The sequence below is a fragment of the Paenibacillus sp. MSJ-34 genome (assembly GCF_018918005.1).
Lineage (GTDB): Bacteria > Bacillota > Bacilli > Paenibacillales > Paenibacillaceae > MSJ-34.
Genome location: NZ_JAHLPR010000011.1, coordinates 18312 through 35136 on the forward strand (window position 1 = coordinate 18312; position 16825 = coordinate 35136).

General features: G+C 47.9%; 18 protein-coding genes. 5 read left to right on the forward strand and 13 right to left on the reverse strand.

The annotated features are described in order from the left end of the window. The first annotated feature begins 137 nt into the window (after nt 1-137). On the forward strand, nt 138-797 hold the full coding sequence (locus tag KQI79_RS07525; protein WP_216537618.1) for an FMN-dependent NADH-azoreductase: 660 nt from the start codon (nt 138-140) through the stop codon (nt 795-797). A 123-nt stretch (nt 798-920) separates the two neighbouring features. On the opposite strand, the gene KQI79_RS07530 is transcribed toward KQI79_RS07525, so the two are convergent. The 10 genes from KQI79_RS07530 to KQI79_RS07575 form a co-directional block, all read right to left on the reverse strand. Continuing rightward, entirely contained in the window at nt 921-1451 is a 531-nt protein-coding gene (locus KQI79_RS07530) for a cysteine hydrolase family protein (protein ID WP_216537619.1), read from the reverse strand. A gap of 1 nt (nt 1452) precedes the next feature. Then, nucleotides 1453-2064, reverse strand: a complete 612-nt coding sequence (locus tag KQI79_RS07535) for a helix-turn-helix domain-containing protein (protein ID WP_216537620.1) — start codon at nt 2062-2064, stop codon at nt 1453-1455. A gap of 268 nt (nt 2065-2332) precedes the next feature. After that, nucleotides 2333-4459: a serine hydrolase domain-containing protein gene (locus KQI79_RS07540; RefSeq protein WP_216537621.1), complete on the reverse strand. Its 2127-nt coding sequence runs from the start codon at nt 4457-4459 to the stop codon at nt 2333-2335. Nucleotides 4460-4492: 33 nt separating this feature from the next. After that, the gene (locus KQI79_RS07545) at nt 4493-5590 is read right to left on the reverse strand and encodes a DUF5808 domain-containing protein (protein ID WP_216537622.1); all 1098 of its coding nucleotides are present in this window, start codon (nt 5588-5590) and stop codon (nt 4493-4495) included. Beyond that, nucleotides 5587-5988, reverse strand: a complete 402-nt coding sequence (locus KQI79_RS07550) for a GntR family transcriptional regulator (protein WP_216537623.1) — start codon at nt 5986-5988, stop codon at nt 5587-5589. Before KQI79_RS07550 ends, KQI79_RS07545 begins: the two co-directional genes overlap by 4 nt. 302 nt (nt 5989-6290) lie before the next feature. Further along, entirely contained in the window at nt 6291-7235 is a 945-nt protein-coding gene (locus KQI79_RS07555; protein WP_216537624.1) for a helix-turn-helix transcriptional regulator, read from the reverse strand. Next, a complete protein-coding gene (locus KQI79_RS07560; protein ID WP_216537625.1) occupies nt 7205-8014 on the reverse strand; it encodes a replication-relaxation family protein in 810 nt (269 codons plus the stop codon). Before KQI79_RS07560 ends, KQI79_RS07555 begins: the two co-directional genes overlap by 31 nt. Nucleotides 8015-8028: 14 nt before the next feature. Beyond that, nucleotides 8029-8877: a 30S ribosomal protein S1 gene (locus KQI79_RS07565; protein ID WP_253298006.1), complete on the reverse strand. Its 849-nt coding sequence runs from the start codon at nt 8875-8877 to the stop codon at nt 8029-8031. After that, on the reverse strand, nt 8874-9353 hold the full coding sequence (locus KQI79_RS07570; RefSeq protein ID WP_216537626.1) for a hypothetical protein: 480 nt from the start codon (nt 9351-9353) through the stop codon (nt 8874-8876). Before KQI79_RS07570 ends, KQI79_RS07565 begins: the two co-directional genes overlap by 4 nt. Nucleotides 9354-9461: 108 nt before the next feature. Continuing rightward, nucleotides 9462-10085 (reverse strand): hypothetical protein, encoded by a 624-nt coding sequence (locus tag KQI79_RS07575; protein ID WP_216537627.1) that lies wholly within the window; start codon nt 10083-10085, stop codon nt 9462-9464. 270 nt (nt 10086-10355) lie between these two features. Between KQI79_RS07575 and KQI79_RS07580 the strand changes: the two genes are divergently transcribed. Together KQI79_RS07580 and KQI79_RS07585 are read left to right on the forward strand one after the other, a co-directional pair. Next, a complete protein-coding gene (locus KQI79_RS07580) occupies nt 10356-10658 on the forward strand; it encodes a DUF3116 family protein (RefSeq protein WP_230193307.1) in 303 nt (100 codons plus the stop codon). 61 nt (nt 10659-10719) lie between these two features. Beyond that, nucleotides 10720-11928 (forward strand): IS4 family transposase, encoded by a 1209-nt coding sequence (locus KQI79_RS07585; protein WP_216537629.1) that lies wholly within the window; start codon nt 10720-10722, stop codon nt 11926-11928. 382 nt (nt 11929-12310) lie between these two features. On the opposite strand, the gene KQI79_RS07590 is transcribed toward KQI79_RS07585, so the two are convergent. Then, the gene (locus KQI79_RS07590) at nt 12311-12697 is read right to left on the reverse strand and encodes a winged helix-turn-helix transcriptional regulator (protein ID WP_216537630.1); all 387 of its coding nucleotides are present in this window, start codon (nt 12695-12697) and stop codon (nt 12311-12313) included. 147 nt (nt 12698-12844) lie between these two features. Here KQI79_RS07590 and KQI79_RS07595 point away from each other — a divergent pair, with 147 nt between their 5' ends. Beyond that, a complete protein-coding gene (locus tag KQI79_RS07595) occupies nt 12845-14029 on the forward strand; it encodes an MFS transporter (RefSeq protein ID WP_216537631.1) in 1185 nt (394 codons plus the stop codon). A gap of 278 nt (nt 14030-14307) precedes the next feature. Here the strand turns inward: KQI79_RS07595 and KQI79_RS07600 are convergent, their stop codons facing one another. Both KQI79_RS07600 and KQI79_RS07605 read right to left on the reverse strand, forming a co-directional pair. Next, nucleotides 14308-14913 (reverse strand): dihydrofolate reductase family protein, encoded by a 606-nt coding sequence (locus tag KQI79_RS07600; protein ID WP_216537632.1) that lies wholly within the window; start codon nt 14911-14913, stop codon nt 14308-14310. Between the two features lie 163 nt (nt 14914-15076). Further along, nucleotides 15077-15628, reverse strand: coding sequence for a LemA family protein (locus KQI79_RS07605; protein ID WP_216537633.1), 552 nt, complete (start codon nt 15626-15628; stop codon nt 15077-15079). A gap of 165 nt (nt 15629-15793) precedes the next feature. On the opposite strand from KQI79_RS07605, the gene KQI79_RS07610 reads away from it, so the two are divergent. After that, nucleotides 15794-16762 (forward strand): DUF3137 domain-containing protein, encoded by a 969-nt coding sequence (locus KQI79_RS07610; RefSeq protein WP_216537634.1) that lies wholly within the window; start codon nt 15794-15796, stop codon nt 16760-16762. Nucleotides 16763-16825: the final 63 nt, after the last annotated feature.

A 16825-nucleotide genomic window follows, 5' to 3' on the forward strand; every position in this document is an offset into this window, starting at 1 on the left:
ATTTCATTTTGTAAATTTACGTAAATTATATGGCTGAAAGTTGACATGCCATTGGGGAAAATATATTATGGATTATACTAATCGTCGATTAAGTTGATCGATAATAATAAACTTTTCAATTTAGGAGGAAAATATACATGAGTAAATTGCTTATCATCAATGCACACCCCGTATTTGATTCTAAAACCTCTGCGAGTCTAAATGTATTTCATTACTTCTTGAAAGTATACAAAAAGAAGCATTCAACTGATGAAGTCATTGAACAAATTAATCTGTACGAAGATGAAGTACCCCTGTTAGATAAAAAAGTTCTAAGCGCATGGGCGAAACAAAAGGATGGGGAAAAATTAACAAGTCAAGAAAAAGAAGTAACAGACCGCATGAATGAGATATTGAAGCAATTCAAAAGTGCGAATAAGTATGTCATTGTTTATCCGTTGCATAACTTCAATATCCCCTCAAAACTAAAGGATTATATGGATAATATTATGATTGCGAGGGAAACTTTTACATATACCGATACTGCATCGGACAATGGAAGAAGATCCGTCGGTCTTCTCAACGATGGAAGAAGCATCGTTGTCATTCAAGCCAGTGGATCAATATTCACCAATAATGACTATTATACCGAAGTGGAGTACTCGCATAAATTTTTGAAGTCCATGTTTCATCTGATTGGAATCGAAGATTTTGAAACCATTCGAGTACAAGGAACAGCCATTCTGGACAGAAATGAAGTATTACAAAAAGGATATAAAGAAGCTGAAGAGCAAGCTATAAAATTAGCGGCTAAATAGGAAATACAAAAAAATATGGCAGCCGATCTGTAGGATTGGTTGTTTTTTTATATTAATCTGCTGATATTTCTTAAAGTGTGTACCGTCACTTATGGTACGGTTCTCTGCGCTGTCAGTCTGATTCTAAAACTGGACTTCATTGGTGAGAACAATAGCAGCAAATTGAGCAAGAATGCTATTGTGATGGTTTATTATTTTTTCTGCCGTTAATTCGTCGGTATCATAGGTACTGTGGCAATCCTTCACCAATTCTACTTGATAACCATGAGAAAAACCACTCTTCACGGTCGTGTCCACACAATACTCGGTCTGGATTCCGCACATAATTAAAGTGTCGATACAGAGGTCCTTAAGCTGATTGTGGAGCCCCGATTCCAGAAACGAATCCGCATGAGATTTAATAATGATATGATCGTGTTCAACGGGAGCGATCTGCTCGTGTACTCGCCACAGCGGTTGATTCTCGGATCTCAGTGAGCCTTCACGCTCGGTAAACATGATATAGAAAATGGGTGAGTTGCTCTTGCGGGCTTTTTCAATCAAGCGCTTGGTATTGGCAAGCAATTTTTCTTCTTGATAAAGAGATTTTCCACCGAAATTTTTCCATACAAAAGGCATAACCTGCATGTCTATAATTAGAAGTGCTTTTTTCATTTCAGTTAATTCTCCTTGTTCTGCGCTTCGTTTTCTCATGTTTCCATAATCCGTGCCGATTGCAGTACGTATATAACGTTCCGCCGTACATTTTTGGGAAACGCACTTCTGCGGCTTGTTCAGGGTACAATCTTACGATCAGCACCCTATCGTAAGAGATATAAGCAATAAAGGCTATATAATGATCTCTGCTCATCTCATGTTGAATTTTAATAAAGTAATCATCTTCAATCTCATCAACGGTTATTTGGTGCTCATCGTTCTCAATATTTGAAAGCATCGGCTCCAAAATCCTGCCACAACACGAAATGCTTGTTGAACCTGTACTGGTTATGATATTGCTGCAACTTTGACATACGTAAAAATTGATGTTCTTCATATTCCCTCTATTCTCTTCATTCGGATCCAGTTCCCCCAATAAAATCTTCTCGATATTTACTCCCAGACTCTTGGATAACTCGCTTAACAAGGACACGTCTGGGCACCCTAAACCGCGTTCCCATTTGGAAATCGTCTTATCGCTAATATTCATAAGATCGGCTAAATCTTTCTGAGTCATGTTTTTCTCTTTTCGGAGACTCAGAATGAGTCTCCCCACCTTCTGGCAATCCATATTGTCCACCTCCCGTATTTCTAGAATATTGATTAAGTGTTCCCTTCTCAATAAACGCTCCGTAGAGTGCCGTTATCCTGCGTTATCTTAAAAGCGATTTAATGAGGGGGGGCTTTTGCTTTCCGCAAGCAAAGGTCCCCCCTCCAGATACCGCTTCGTTCTTTCCCCTTTCCAAATCCACTACGGACCAACTTTTCTTGAGGAACTTTCTTCTTTCTTATACGCAGGACTGTATCTTAATCCAGTTATGAAATACTTATAGCGACGTTTACTCCGCGGAAATCTCGAACTTCGTGCCGGCATCTCCGGCGAAAACAATGGCTCCTCCCGCGGGCAGTTCGACCTGATCCTTGCCTCCGACGACACTGAAGTAGACGCATGTTCCCTTCGCATTATAAACAGCGAAGGAAGCATTCGAGGGCATGTTCACCTTAACGATCTTGCCCCCGTCTTTGTCGCTTACCGAATACCATCGGGCGTAGCCGTTCGACGGAATCGTAACGATTGACTTCTTAGCGACGTAGATGGGGTTCACGGCGTCCTCATTCACTAAAATGCTTCCGCCAACATCCAGGTACTCTGCACCATCCTGTGTAAAGAACGTATAGGCTGAAAGATCCCGCCCGCTCATTCCTGGAATTTGCAATTCGGAGACGGCCGTATTCGGGCCCGTTATTCGCTTATCCGACACGTACCCCGGCAATTGTTTCGACACATTCAATTGGAAGGGCTGCATCATCAAATAAACGATCGACGTATACTTCTCGTTCAGCAGATAATACTTCTTGCCGTCGCGCTTCATCCATGCTTTTCGAGTCTCTGCCGGAAGATCCTGGGGCCGGAGCTTCTCGGCGTTGTACTCCGATATCGCCTTCTGCCCAAGACCCGGCAACGAAGCGTATTGACGAAGCCATAAGTAGGTGCGGCCGTTCTCCTCCGTCACGAAGCTGATGATCGTATTCCCATACGCACTCCGGAACGTGCCGTCCGCCGAATACCCGAAGATCTGAGCCGGAGTATCGGGCGACTGCTCCGAAGTGACGGACATGACGCCGCCTTTGGTAATATCGATGTTTATCGTTCCACTGAACGCGCCATAGATTCCCGAATACTGCTGCACGGATTCCGGCATATCGGCCTTTACCGGCACACCGTACGACTTTTCAGGCTTGAATTCGGCAATTGTCCCCTTCTCCTTCAGCGCCCGCAGCAGGATTTCATTCGCCAGAAGCTGATTGTACACGCTGCTCCCGCCGGAAGTGACGACAGCTGCCGCCATGTCCTGCCCGGGAAGCACAACGAGCGAAGAGTGGTAGAGAAGTGTGTCCCCGCCTTTGGTCAGCGCCTTCATCCCGTATTCGCTGAAGGGATACGGATTGACGCTGTCCCAGCCGAGACCGTATTCGAATGAGCTGTCCGCATCGTCAGGCCACAAAGGCGTCTTGAATTCGTCTTGCGCCATGGCCGCAGCCGATTTGCCGGACAACACTTCTTCTGCTTTCCCCGTGAAAATTTGCGAGAATCGAGCCAAATCTTCCGCTGTGGAATAGATGCCTCCAATTCCGATCAAGCTGCTTGTCTCGTTGGGGAGTTGTCCTGTGTAGGCAGGATAATAGAGTCCGGCCATCTTCGCTTCGTCCGGAGAATCGAGCGGCGTCGCCGTATTGGCCATACCCAGAGGCTCTGTCATATATCGATGGATATAAGAGGTAAAGTCCATGCCGCTGACTCGCTCGACCAGAATCTGGGCCAGCGTAAATCCGTCATTGCAGTAAACAGAATAAGCGCCCGGGTCCGCCTTTAAGGTCTGGCCGGCCAGTTGCTTCAGCAGAGTATCGTAGGCGTAAGTATCGTTATCTTCGAATAAAAAGGCGTTCGTCATCGACGATCCGTTCAGACCGGAAGAATGATTCAGCAGCATGCGCGGCGTAATCTGCTTGTAGCGTTCATCCTTCATCGCAAACTCGGGAATATACCGGACGACCGGCGTATCGAGATCGATTTTCCCTTGGTCGACCAACTGCATGACGGCAACCGTTGTAAACATTTTACTCGTCGAGCCGATCCCGTACATCGTGTCTTTCGTGAGCGGCTTCTGTCCCTTCTCGTCATTCTTGCCGGATTGGCCGGATACGACGATGCGGCCATGATCGATAAGGGCATACTGCACGCTGTTCGTACCGTAAGTTTTCGTGAGTAGATCTGCCTTTTCCTTTGCAACTTTCCGGGTTGCTTCGTAGGTGAGCAAAGCCTCGTCCGAAGGCGAGTCCTTTGCCGCCATTCGCACGGTTATCGGAACAGCACTTGGCTTCTCTGCCAGTGCTGTGTTGTCGTCGCAGAAGGCGAGCAGCAGACACGAAGATAGCAAAGCTCCTATGATCCATCGACTTTTCATTCTTTGAACTCTCCCTCCAAGAGATTGCTTTATTTATCGAAAAATGAGAATGGGTACGAAAATGGCGGTCGCCAGAACGGCTATCGTCGCAGCGGCTATGATCTTGCCGCGCGGATTAGCCATATTGATCGTCCATCCGAATCCGTATCGATCCGGAACGAATAAGGCCGGGTCTTCGGGGTTCGCGTACATGCTGCCGAGCCACTTCCAGTGCCTCTCCTCCTGCGACGGAACGTCCCTTTGCTGATCAAGACCTCGGAACCGCAGGTAAAGCAAGACGCCGAGCAGCGTCAAGAAGAACACCGCTATGAACGAGACGTTGTAGCGGATAAGCAAATTGAGTTTCCAGCCGTACAGTATTACGGCTTGCAACAACCCTAAGTTTGCAATCCCCAGCAGCGAAATGCCCCACGCCGCAATCGAATGGATTTTCTTGAGCTTCAACTGTTTCCGCAACGAACCTTCCCGGTCCTGGGGATCCAGCGATGTCCTGGCGCGGCGGATCATCAGATTATAGCCGGCGAATAACGCGATCATTAGCGCTTGCACGATGTTCATCATGAACACGGTCCGTACGGATTTGGAAATGTAAACATCCGGCAAGCCGTTCGGCCCCATATGTATCGCGAACGACTGCGGAATCGCGTCCCATCTCGCAACGGCAAAGAAGATGCATAGCGCCATCACGGCGACATGCGCCGAATACCACCAAGAGCCCAGCACCGAACCATGCGTTCGGCCGACCGCGAGGCTTGCTGCGCGCTTTGTCTGCACGTCAACCTGCCATCCTCTGGCTGCCTTCAAGCGTTGCGCGGACATCCGGCTGATCCGAATGGCGAAGACCGACACAATCATTAAAAGCAAGATGGCTATCGTCCAACTCAGGATACTCCGACCCGTCGTTTGATGACGCGTCACGAAAAAGCAAGCTACTCCGATGACGATCGCAAAACCGCCAGTGAGCAAAACGTAATTCCGGCGAATGCGTTGGACGGCCGTATCTTGCAGGGCCTCCCCCGGCAGCGCGATGCCGAACAACACGGTCCGCAAGCCAATATAGGCCTGTATGCCGATCAACAACGCGATAAATAAATAAAAGCTCGATATCATGATCGTCTCCTGTGCAGTCAACGCTGTTCACCTCCGCGATTTGTAATGGTATTCCGATACAACGACCTGCTCTGCTGCGCGAATGCCTCTTCCGTCATGCCTCGTACCGCTGCTTCCGCCGCAAGAGACCGGAGCTGCCGCCGGAGCTTCTCCTCGAACGCCTCCGTCATGCCGGGCATCCCGTCGGGCTGAACGACAACGCCCTTTTTCCGGTGTACTTGAAGGAAGCCCTCCTGCTTGAGCAAGTTGTAAGATTTGTTGACGGTATGGAGATTGATCCCCAAGTCCTCCGCCAAGCTCCGGACCGACGGAAGCGGGTCGCCCGGCTGCAACGCGCCGGAGGCGATCCCTTCGATGATTTGGTCAACCAGTTGTGCGTAAATCGGGGTTTCCGATTGAAGATCGAGCTCTATGAACATGAATATCTCTCCTTTTGGCAGCTGCACGTGTTCAGGAACCAAGGTGGCCGATAATGCCGTGCAGAAGCACTTCGAGCGAATAGGACATCAGCAGCGCGCCGACAATGGCGACAGGCAATCATTACCCATGCGCGATTTTGACATGTCGAAGCCGTTCCATATTGAACCACCCTCCTTTTTTACATATGTGTTATATTACATATATAACACATATGATAATGAAGCGCAAGGTCCAGTTGTGGATTCAGCTGATTTTCCGGTCAGCTGCACTAGTAAATGACCCTATCTACCGTCTGTAAAGCTCATCGAAGATAAAGCGATCGCATACTCTCGATTTTTTGAAGGATGTATGCCGCGGCCTCAGCAGGGGCCACTACTTTGACTTCATCCCCGAATTGCCAGATCAAGTCAACGTAGAAGTTCATGTCCTCCTTCGCTATTTTCATCGATAAGGCCCCGCTTCCATCCTCATTTTGCTGTATGAACGGGCCAAAACGAGGATTCGACTCCAGCAGCCATACTCCTTTTTTCGTCATCTCAAGTTCAAGGGCAATCTGTTCTCGATCATTGTTATTGGGTTTATCCAATAACGTCTTCTGGCTTACGTCTTCCCGGCATGCAATGGTTTCGTCGAGCTTCGCGGAAAGGATTCGGTCGGCTCTGAACTGCCTTATGTCCTCCTTAGTGAAGCAATAAGCGGGACAATACCAATATCCCGAACTGGCATACAGACCGATCGGCTGAATATTCCGCTCCGACACCCCGCTGCTGGATCGGTACTCGATGTTGACTACACTACCGATCATAATCGCTTTCAGGAGAGTTTGAAGAATCTCCGCTGACATCAATCGATAAGGGCTCCAGAACATAATCCTGTTCTTAAGGCGATCAATCTGTTCTCTTACATCGGCAGGCAAATAATGATAAAACTTATCAAGTGCCGAGTCGGCCCCCTCTCCAAAAGGTAAGGAGCTATAATAATCCATCGTCTGACACGCGAAAAACATGGCGAGAGCTTCGCCCTCTGTAAAGCTGATCGGCGGCAGAAGTCTCTCTTGGAGCAGCCTATAGCCTCCTCCTCTTCCCTGAATGGAATATACCGGAACACCGAGTTCGCTTAGTTCTAGCAGATCCCTCGTAATCGTTCGAGTGGACAGGCCAAATTCATCGGCCAGTTCTCTAACGGTAAAGGATGGTTTGGCGTTGATCCGCATTATCAATTGGATGAGTCGCTGTGATTTTTGCAATGGTCCACCTCATGTCGATCGTTTTTTTCATCGTATCGCACGAGAAAAACCAAGATGGCCTCTCTTTCAACTTCAGTGAGGTATTGCTTATAGAATTGAGCTTGATACCTGAGTGTTTTCATCCATTTCTCATCCTCCCGATGCACGACCAAATAAAATGTGATGCATTTGCCTTTGGGAGTTTTGAGATTGAACCTAGCCATTGGAACTTGCTGTTCTTCCTTCAAAATCAGTATCGGATGAAATTCGAAGTGTGTCATGTTAAAGTTTTCGCGAAGTTGAATATACAGTTCATTTGTAACGACGTACTTCGCACGGTAGAGCATTGTCGTTGGTCGTGTTGCTCTGGGATCTCGATGACCCAAATGAACGCCGAACCGGAATTTAAGAATATCTGCTCCACTCGCGCCAAGCTCGTAATAACTTTGCCGATTTTCATTGGGGTTCGCATAACTTTTCCATTGTATTCTTCGAATCAACCCGTGTTTGAGCAGCTTTCTGACTCGTTTCTTGGTAGTTTCATCCCTCTCAGCATCAGGGAAGAATAATCGCTGAATCTGCGGTAGCGTAATCCAACGGTGGACAAATAAAAATCGAACGATTTCAATGTCCCTTTCGGTTATCCAACCTTGCTTAATTTTTTCTTCAATGTAGTAAAACTCGTGCCGTGTTAGGGGATCCATACCCGTTATATAAGCATAAGGATCATCCCAAACTGGCTTTGGCTGCAGCGTCGGTTGGTCCCCTGTTTTAATTAACGGAGACACGTGGTATTCCATTCTCCTCCCCCCTGCTAGTAAATCAAATGTGGGAATTTAATGATCCTTGCCCGAATGCGCCGCTTTTCTTGGTCTATATTCTTGATGCGAAGGCTCACACTTTTCCCTACCAGAGTGCCATGCGGAGGAGACTTTGGCGGAAACCAACACAACGCCTCTACGCCAGGCTGTAGCTTGACAAAAATGCCGACATTTTCGACGACGCTTGTAACCACGCCTGAGTAGTAGTTGTTTACTCCATAGTTATCTCGAACGCGATTCCAAGGATCTTCTAGGAGTTCCTTACGAGAAACGCGAACTTGTTTCTTCTCACGGTCAATCTTCTTAATTTTAACGGTCAGCGACGTTCCGAGAGGGACCAAATTACGAGCAGTTGGTGTCCAGTCATATTCATAATCTTGGATTGCCAGCACGCATGAGACGCCCTTTACCAAAAGATAGAGTCGTTCATCTTCCCAACCAGATACGGTGCCGGTGACAACATGATCCTCCTGGGCGGTCTCCCAGAATTCTTCCTGCAGTTCGTCGAGTGCTTGAATACGGGATAACAGTACAATCCCTTTTTCTTCGTCAAACACTTGGACTTTCTCCGGGTCAAGCCCCAACTTCTGCACATCAAGCACCATGAAGTCGATAGTATGATCAATAAAACCGACCAACGAACGGAACTTGTGACGATCAAATTGATCTTCATAGATCAAACCTTTCAAGCCATTGTTGAGTCGGACGAGCGCACATTGCATTTTCTTACCGTGCGGCTCGTGTACTTCGACGCCAGTCACCACTCCCTGATGGATCTGTTTCCTCCGCAGCGAGGTGCGATACTCCTGCATCGGATTGGCCGCCAATGCTTCATTTATCATGCGAATTCCTCCCTAGTCTTGATATAGAGTGTGTATTTGTGATCGGTCACTGTTCGGATTCCAACGAGCTCCACGTCTCCTTGCGTCCTATCAGTAACCTTGATCGCCCGCCTCTTGAACATGCCGCTCACCGTCTTTTCATCCATTTCCGAATGCCACGTGACTTGATATAGGCCACGTGATGGAGAACGTCCCGATAGGTCTATTTGGATATGTAGGGAGTATTTTTCAGGACTTCCAAGGGTGTAAAGCTTTACGCCCAAATCATCGAGTGCCATTCGGACTGCTGTGTTCTGCTTTGACCATTCCCTTAAAAGGCCCGGATTTATCCGTTTCATTGTCGTTACGAAGGCATAGATCGGGACCGATTCGTTCATTATTAGGCAGTTGTTATAGAAGTTTTCTACCCGTTCAACATTACATGACGGGTGCGTTAGCACAAATTCCAATTCGCTGACTAATCTTTCATCAACCAATCTAATGCTCCTTTCATCAATGGTCTCCTTTCTCATGTATATTAGTTATTTAGTTATTATATATACATATAAATATACTACAATAGTAAACAAAAAAAATGAAGGGTATTATTTCACCCTTCTTAAATGCGAACCATTTTTTGCGATCCTTCGAGTAATCGGCTTTTGACTTGAACGTTTTACTACTTGGATATTTAACTCGATGTCACCAACGCGATTGTGAGATGGAACTATTCCGTATTCGAAGTCCTCAAACACGATATATGAATCGACATCATAGGATTCTCCCTTTGCGACCTGTTCAACCAGATGCAACAGTATCCCTTTTGCAAAAGGAATATCTGCAGCAATATTCGCTTCGGGATGATTAAACAGTTCTTTCAAGCCTTTACTGATGTATCTTACGGGCTTTTCGGTAATAGGATTGTTGATGGTGATGATGCTTACGTCCTCTGCTTTTGGGAAAATGATTTTGGCGACGTTCTCCACTTCGTCGACCTCAAATAGTAACAAGCGACCATTGAAAATCCAAGCTCCCTCAAAATCAAACTCCAGCGCATATATTCTGTCGAGAATCGCATAGAAAAGCAATTCATAGTCCTCTATTGTTCCGTCCAGGTAGAGATCCGGAAAACCGTAGTGGGTCAATCCGTGTGTACGAATATAGAGCACTTGACCATCTAAGTTCGTTGTAACGATCGGTTTAATTGAAGGATCAATGAAGTGGTGCATGACGCCGCCCCCTTCCCATCATCTTATTGTAAGACTTATTATAAGGCCAAATTCTATAAGCGCAAAATTTTTCTAAAGTTTTCTTTCCTTCTCTGTAAATCTTGATGTAAATTGGGTAAAATGGACTAGGGCATTGGTTTTTATTTGACGCGATCTTGTCGGGAAATCAGTAATCATTTGGAAGGCAATCGCTCTGATTGAAGTATATTATTTAGTTAGACTGTGTGTTAATATATATATTAGTTTCCTGAAAGGTTCGGTGAAATGTCAATGACCAATGATTTCGATCTGTCTATGCAGTTAAAACCATATTTAGAATCTATGATTAACAATCTTCCTAACGCCCCCAAGCTTGTTATGCAAGCCTTATCAAAAAAAGATTACAACAAGGAAGATTTGTCTCTTGAAAGCAGGGTCCGTCGCGGTGAACTTAACTATGCACTTTGTTGGATTGAAGCACTAGGTTTTGTTAGGTTTAATACTAGCGGTCGGCAGAAACTTTACAGTTTGACTCCACTGGGTAAAACTGTGTATGAGGAGTTTCATGATTTATTCCATAATCTGAACGAGTAAAAAAATCTCCTATTGTTATGGGGTAGGCATGTTACCCACTCCATCACAAAGGAGACTCACCATGGGTAACGATATACCATCTCATGTGTTTCGTCAATGCTTTCATTGGTTTGATGTGAATTACAAGGATATTCTCTTCGATCATCGTGCGCAGAAGCTCCATACGGGTAAGGCCGTGTTGTTGTTCCTGGAGGCCGCTTGGAATAAACGCGATTCCCTCGACGACATTGCGAACAATCTTAGAGCCAAGGAATGGATGCAACAGTGGATCGGAATCAAATCCATTCACGGTTCCACCTTATGTCGCAAGCTGGAGAAGTTACCGCTGGATCTGCTTCAAGACTTGTTTGCCTCGGTCGTCAAGGCGATCGCACTCTGCTATGCCGGGAAGACAGGGATTAAGAAGTTAGGCAAGTTGGCAACCGTTGACTCGACGGAAATTCGACTTCCACGCGTCAACGGAACCTGGGCGTACACATCATCCAGCAAAAATGCGGTGAAGATGCATACTCGATTGCTGGTCGCCGATGCCGACAGTGTTTGCCCGGAGGAAGTCATCCTGTCCACCGCCGCCGTTTCGGATCAAGAAGTAGCACTCGATCTTGTAGTTGATACGATGAACACCTATGTGTTTGACCGCGGCTACATCAACTTCGCCCACTATCGGAAATGGGTACAGCGCGGCAACCAGTTCGTCGCTCGAGTGAAAGCAAACAACCGATTCCGTGTGCTGGAGAAACGTGATGTTACAGAACAAAACCACATCCTCTTGGACGCCGACGTCGAATGGAAGGATCCGAAAACCGAAGCCGCATTCAAACTGCGGCTCGTTGAATACGAATACGTGAACGACAAGAAGCAGAAGTGCAAGATTCGCGTGGTGACGAATCGTTGGGATCTTATGGCTGAGGAGATCAGTGAAATCTACCGGTATCGATGGAAGATCGAACTGTTCTTCAAATGGATGAAGCAGCATCTCCGCCTAACAAAACTGTACAGCTACAAACCGGAAGCCGTGTGGAATCAGATTTACCTGACACTGATCGCCTACGCCCTCTGCGAACTGATTCGGTTGACCGTGAAGCCTGAGAAAAGCTGCTGGCAGATCCTACAGGCGCTCAACCGATATGCAGATCGTCCCGTTGAGGAATTGCTGGCTGAGTTAAATCGTACACCAACGAGATCGAGTCAGGGGCGAAGGAAGAAGAAGAGAGGGCGACCTAGGAAACACCCTCCTAAGCTGAAACCAGTGCACATCATCATCAGGTGAAGCGCACAGCAGACTACATCGTTTTGTAAACGGTAACATGCCACATTCAAAGCATCGTTACCGTTTTTGTCCATATGATCAAGAGATAAAATTCTGATAATTCGAATAAATATTTCTGCGTGTTCTATTTCCCCATATTGTACAAACCGATTCACCGGAACAGTTCAATCTACCTCAAACCCAAACAACCATGTAAGGTTTTTTACAAGGCTAGTGATGATTCAGGTCTGCAGACGAAAATAACGGCGCTGGCAACCGTTACAATCGGAGTCCGGCTGTTTTTCGCGAAATAACGGCGCTGACAGCCGTTAGAATCCAACATGGCCAATAGGGCTGGAATTTAAAGGACGCCACCGGGCATTTTTCCCAATATGCAGTTCGACTACTCCTTCAAGAAGGGCGTAAAGTCGCATGCCGGCGGGGCATGTGTCCCTTGTTTCCTCTTGATGACTTCGCTGCCATATCGGTCTCCCCACTCGTGCATGGCCAGCAAAATCGGCTTCAACGTTCGGCCGAATTCGGTCAATGTATATTCCACCTTCGGCGGAACCTCCTGGTATACCGTCCGGCTGATGATGCCGTCCGCCTCCAGCTCTCTCAACTGCAATGTCAAGATTCGCTGCGTAATGTCCGGAAGCTCGCGTTTGATTTCCGTGAACCGCCTCGTTTTTTCGGCCAGCAAACCCAGGATAATGCCTTTCCATTTACCCCCGATCACATCCAGCGTGACTTCCATCGGGCAGCCGTAAGGCGTATTCCCCTTCCCCATTTGCTTCCCCTCCGATCCGTTCAATTGTTCCATTTTTGTTATCATAGCACAAAAATGTGCGTTATTGCATTTCGTTACAGGTCGTTCTATATTTAGATCGTCGCTTTCCGGAAAACGGCGCAAAATCTCCTCGAGAGGTGGTGCCGGATGAGAAATATTTGGATCGTTCTTGCGCTTATCGTATGCGTCTTCGGCAATACAACGGGCGAGTTCGTCATCGCGGGAATCCTTCCCGCGATCGCGGATGACCTGCGGATCTCGATATCGGACGCGGGTCTATTGGTCACCGCCTACGCGATCGGCATGATCGTCGGCGGGCCGCTGCTTACGTCGCTCACCGTCCGTTTCTCCCGCAAACCGCTCATCGTTTGGCTTCTTGCGGTATCGGTGATCGGGAATTTGGTGTCGGCGGTCGCCCCGAATTATCCCGCTCTGTTCGCAGCGCGGATGATCACGTCACTGGTGACCGCCACCTTCTTCGCCAACGCGATCGTGATTGCGGCTTCTACCGCTCCGGCAGGGAAACAGGCGTCCGCGGTGTCGATGCTTGCTTTCGGAATGAACCTGTCGATGATCCTGGGCGCGCCGATCGGGACCTTCATCGGAACCCATGCGGGGTGGAGGGCCACCTTCATGGCGATCGCCCTATGCGGTGCCGTCGGATGGCTTCTGGTGATCCGCCTGGTCCCGAATCTCCCGCGCGAATCTTCACGAACCTCCGTCTGGACGGAATGGCGGGTTTTCCGGAGTCCCGACGTGTTGATCGCGATCGCCGTCACCGCGATTGGCAACGCCGGACAACTTGCCGTCTTTACCTACCTCTCGCCGTTGTTGACAAGCATCAGCGGATTCAGCGAGGAATCGGTAGCCCTATTATTGCTGGCATACGGAGTAGGGGCGACGATCGGAAATTTCATCGGCGGCCGGTTGTCCGACCGCGCGCCGATGACGTCGCAAGTGTCCTTGCTGGCTTCGCTTGCCGCCTGCCTTCTCTTGTTCGGGCTATTTGCTTCCGACGCGTTTGTTGCCGCCGTCCTGGTCTTCCTGATGGGCGCATTGTGCTTCTCGGTGATTCCCGGCATGCAGACGAGGGTGTTCGCAACCGCCCGGTCCGCGCCGACACTCGCGATCGCCGTCAACGCTTCCGCGTACCAGCTTGCGGCCGCCTTGGCGGCATGGTGGGGAGGCGCGGTCATCCACGGAGGTTTTGGGCTAAGGTCCATCTATTTCGTAGGCGCCTGCGTAACGACGGCCGGCATCATCCTAAGCAGCTATGCCTGGCTTCGGGATCGCCAAACGCTGCGTACGAGCGAGCCGTCCGGTTCACGTTGATTGAAGGGCCGTTTCAGATGCGGAGTGGAGATCAGAGAAGGGGAATCGGAGAGATATCTGAGCTCTCGTACACGCACGAATGGGATGAATCCCGGGAGATGCCGCATTCGTTTACAATTCCAAGGTCATGCACACGCTATGGGGTCTGCTCCACTCCGCATTGTGCTCGTCCAACGGCTTCTTCAACGCGGCTTTCTCCGGTCCATTTCTCCGTGATTTGGGCCATGACTTTTTCGAAAATTATCGCACAATTTCCTTGTTCGCTTGCAATGTTCATTCTACAATAGGTCGGAGCTTTCGGTTCTTATTGCGCCTGCACGCTCGTAACTGACAATAATAACCCCATTCGGAGTGGTATAGCTTTCCGTAACCTTGAATGCCGCCGGGATTGTGCCATCGGCAAACAGTCGCTTTCCACAGCCTAACGTTATCGGGTAGATCATCAGCCAAAACACATCTACCAAGTCATGCTTGAGAAGTGTTTGAATGAGTTCCCCACTTCCCCAAACATGCAAGTCCGGTCCTTGCTGTCGCTTGATCTTGCTGACTTTTTCCGCAATATCTCCACTTAAAATCACGGACGGCTGCCAATCGCCGGTTGTTATTGTATTCGAGGCGACGTATTTGGTCGCCTTGTTAACCTCAGGCCATATATCTCCATGTTGCGGCCAATACGATGCCCAAATTTCAAAGGTTTTGCGCCCTAACAATAAATCGAATGTTTGGTTCATCTGCTTTCTCAAGATCGCCCCAAGGGATTCATCAGAGTATGGCGCAATCCATCCGCCGTACGTAAAGCCTTCGCTGGTATCTTCGTCCGGCCGGCCCGGCCCTTGTATGACACCATCAAGGGAGATATGTTCGAGCACAATCATTTTTCTCATGAAAGATCCTCCAATATCCGATTTACAAATTTCCGTAACCTTAATAAGGCGAAAACCTTATCCGATTATTTCCCCGCAAGAATGCTCTTTGTTAGCTGCATTTATTCACATGAAAAAAGCATCTGCAGCCGCAGTGGCTATAGATGCTTTACAGTGCAAACGCTTAACCTTTCAACAATTGTTTCATATCGATTTCTTGCTTTTTCGATTCCGGAACTTCATACATCGACTCCGCTTTAAAGCCGAACATACCGGCGAACAAAACCGCCGGAATCATGCCGATTGCATTATTGTAAGCAATGACATTGGCGTTGTATGTACGACGGGCGGCGGACAACTTCTCTTCCAGGTCGTTCACCGTATGCTGCAGGTGGAGGAAGTTGCGACTCGCCTGTAACTGCGGGTAGTCTTCGGCTTGAATCCGAATTCCTTCCAATTTTTGATTCAAATCCTCGTAAGCTTGCAGCTTCTCGGATATCGAACGGCCGGCGAGACCTTGTCTCATGGCCGTTATTTCCTTGAGCGTATCGCGTTCGTGCTTGGCATATGCAACCACTGCTTCGCCGATCTGGATCAGCGTGTCAAATCGCTGCTGCAAATACACCTCTACCGCTTGAAACGCCTCCCGAATCCGGTTCCGCATCTTGAACAACCGGTTGTACAAGTAGATGAGATACAGCACGATGACTGCAATAATGACTGAAGCAATAATCATACCCTCCGCCCTTTCATTTTGTGTTTCTCAAACACTATGAATATAGTATTGCAATTGTGAAAAAATAACAAGGAATTTTAGCAGAAACTGTCGAATCATGAGGATATAGAGCATGAGAGAATCGGCCGGAACGGTTTAACACGGCTATTAGGCGGAGGAAAACAAATGATCCCGGATTATGAGAACTTTATACAGCAACTTTCCGGAACCAAAGAATGGGCCGAATTGGAAAAGCATCGAAAAAAGGCACTGCTCGGACGTTATCTGATTGCGCCGTTGCTTTGCGGCGGATTATTCCTTTTTGGGGTTTACTTTTTTAATATTGGAGCTGTGGTCGTTTCTGTTCCCTTTTTCATTTTCATGTATAGGCTGGCTCATAAAAATTACAGCAAAGAATACAAGAAGCTGATCATGCCGCGATTGGTCACGGACATGATCAAAAGCTTCTCCAATGCTGACGCCCCGGGCAAAACTTCAGTTCAATGCAGATACAATCAATCGAAGCATGTCAGCGAACATCTCCTCTTCAACATCCCTTTATTCGGGAAGTATAAAGCAGATCGCATCTTCCTTGAGGGGGAGGATTTTTTCAGCGGATACCTGGGAAGCACGGATTTTCAATTTTCGGATCTCACCTTCAAACATAACCGCGATATCCCCTTTGCCAATCAAGATATCAACCTTACCGTATACAATGGTCTCGTGTTCATTGCCGATTTCCACAAAGCATTCGAAGGGACGACAACGCTAACGACACGAACAGGAAAAATATATCGGCGTTTAACCAGGATCGGCTCTCAAATGAACAGCGACAGCCATGAATTCGACCGGATATTTAGGATTACCACGACCGACGAGATTACAGCCCGATATTTGCTGCCTGCCAACATGCAGGAACGAATGATCAACCTGCGCAAGCTGTTTCCAAGGAAGGGTATGGCGATTTGCCTTCATGAAGGCATGCTGGTCATCTCGATTCATAACGTCGACTTTTTCGAATCCGATGGCCTGAAGAAGCTTGATGCCGGCGGAATGAAACGCACCTATGACGAGATCAAAGCGATCATGGACATCATCGAACTGCTGAACCTGAACCTGCGCATCTGGAACAAGCGGGCCAAGAGACGCGGCTGATCCATGATGCGGTTCTCCGCGCTGGCGGTAACGGCAAGTTTGCGGCCATCCTTTATCGGATGC

Excerpts from the sequence above, each read along its gene's own strand:
- KQI79_RS07525 (WP_216537618.1), top strand. The coding sequence starts at position 138 with ATGAGTAAATTGCTTATCATCAATGCACACCCCGTATTTGATTCTAAA.
- KQI79_RS07530 (WP_216537619.1), bottom strand. The coding sequence starts at position 1,451 with ATGAAAAAAGCACTTCTAATTATAGACATGCAGGTTATGCCTTTTGTA.
- KQI79_RS07535 (WP_216537620.1), bottom strand. The coding sequence starts at position 2,064 with ATGGATTGCCAGAAGGTGGGGAGACTCATTCTGAGTCTCCGAAAAGAG.
- KQI79_RS07540 (WP_216537621.1), bottom strand. The coding sequence starts at position 4,459 with ATGAAAAGTCGATGGATCATAGGAGCTTTGCTATCTTCGTGTCTGCTG.
- KQI79_RS07550 (WP_216537623.1), bottom strand. The coding sequence starts at position 5,988 with ATGTTCATAGAGCTCGATCTTCAATCGGAAACCCCGATTTACGCACAA.
- KQI79_RS07560 (WP_216537625.1), bottom strand. The coding sequence starts at position 8,014 with ATGGAATACCACGTGTCTCCGTTAATTAAAACAGGGGACCAACCGACG.
- KQI79_RS07565 (WP_253298006.1), bottom strand. The coding sequence starts at position 8,877 with ATGATAAATGAAGCATTGGCGGCCAATCCGATGCAGGAGTATCGCACC.
- KQI79_RS07575 (WP_216537627.1), bottom strand. The coding sequence starts at position 10,085 with ATGCACCACTTCATTGATCCTTCAATTAAACCGATCGTTACAACGAAC.
- KQI79_RS07580 (WP_230193307.1), top strand. The coding sequence starts at position 10,356 with ATGACCAATGATTTCGATCTGTCTATGCAGTTAAAACCATATTTAGAA.
- KQI79_RS07585 (WP_216537629.1), top strand. The coding sequence starts at position 10,720 with ATGGGTAACGATATACCATCTCATGTGTTTCGTCAATGCTTTCATTGG.
- KQI79_RS07590 (WP_216537630.1), bottom strand. The coding sequence starts at position 12,697 with ATGGGGAAGGGGAATACGCCTTACGGCTGCCCGATGGAAGTCACGCTG.
- KQI79_RS07595 (WP_216537631.1), top strand. The coding sequence starts at position 12,845 with ATGAGAAATATTTGGATCGTTCTTGCGCTTATCGTATGCGTCTTCGGC.
- KQI79_RS07600 (WP_216537632.1), bottom strand. The coding sequence starts at position 14,913 with ATGAGAAAAATGATTGTGCTCGAACATATCTCCCTTGATGGTGTCATA.
- KQI79_RS07605 (WP_216537633.1), bottom strand. The coding sequence starts at position 15,628 with ATGATTATTGCTTCAGTCATTATTGCAGTCATCGTGCTGTATCTCATC.
- KQI79_RS07610 (WP_216537634.1), top strand. The coding sequence starts at position 15,794 with ATGATCCCGGATTATGAGAACTTTATACAGCAACTTTCCGGAACCAAA.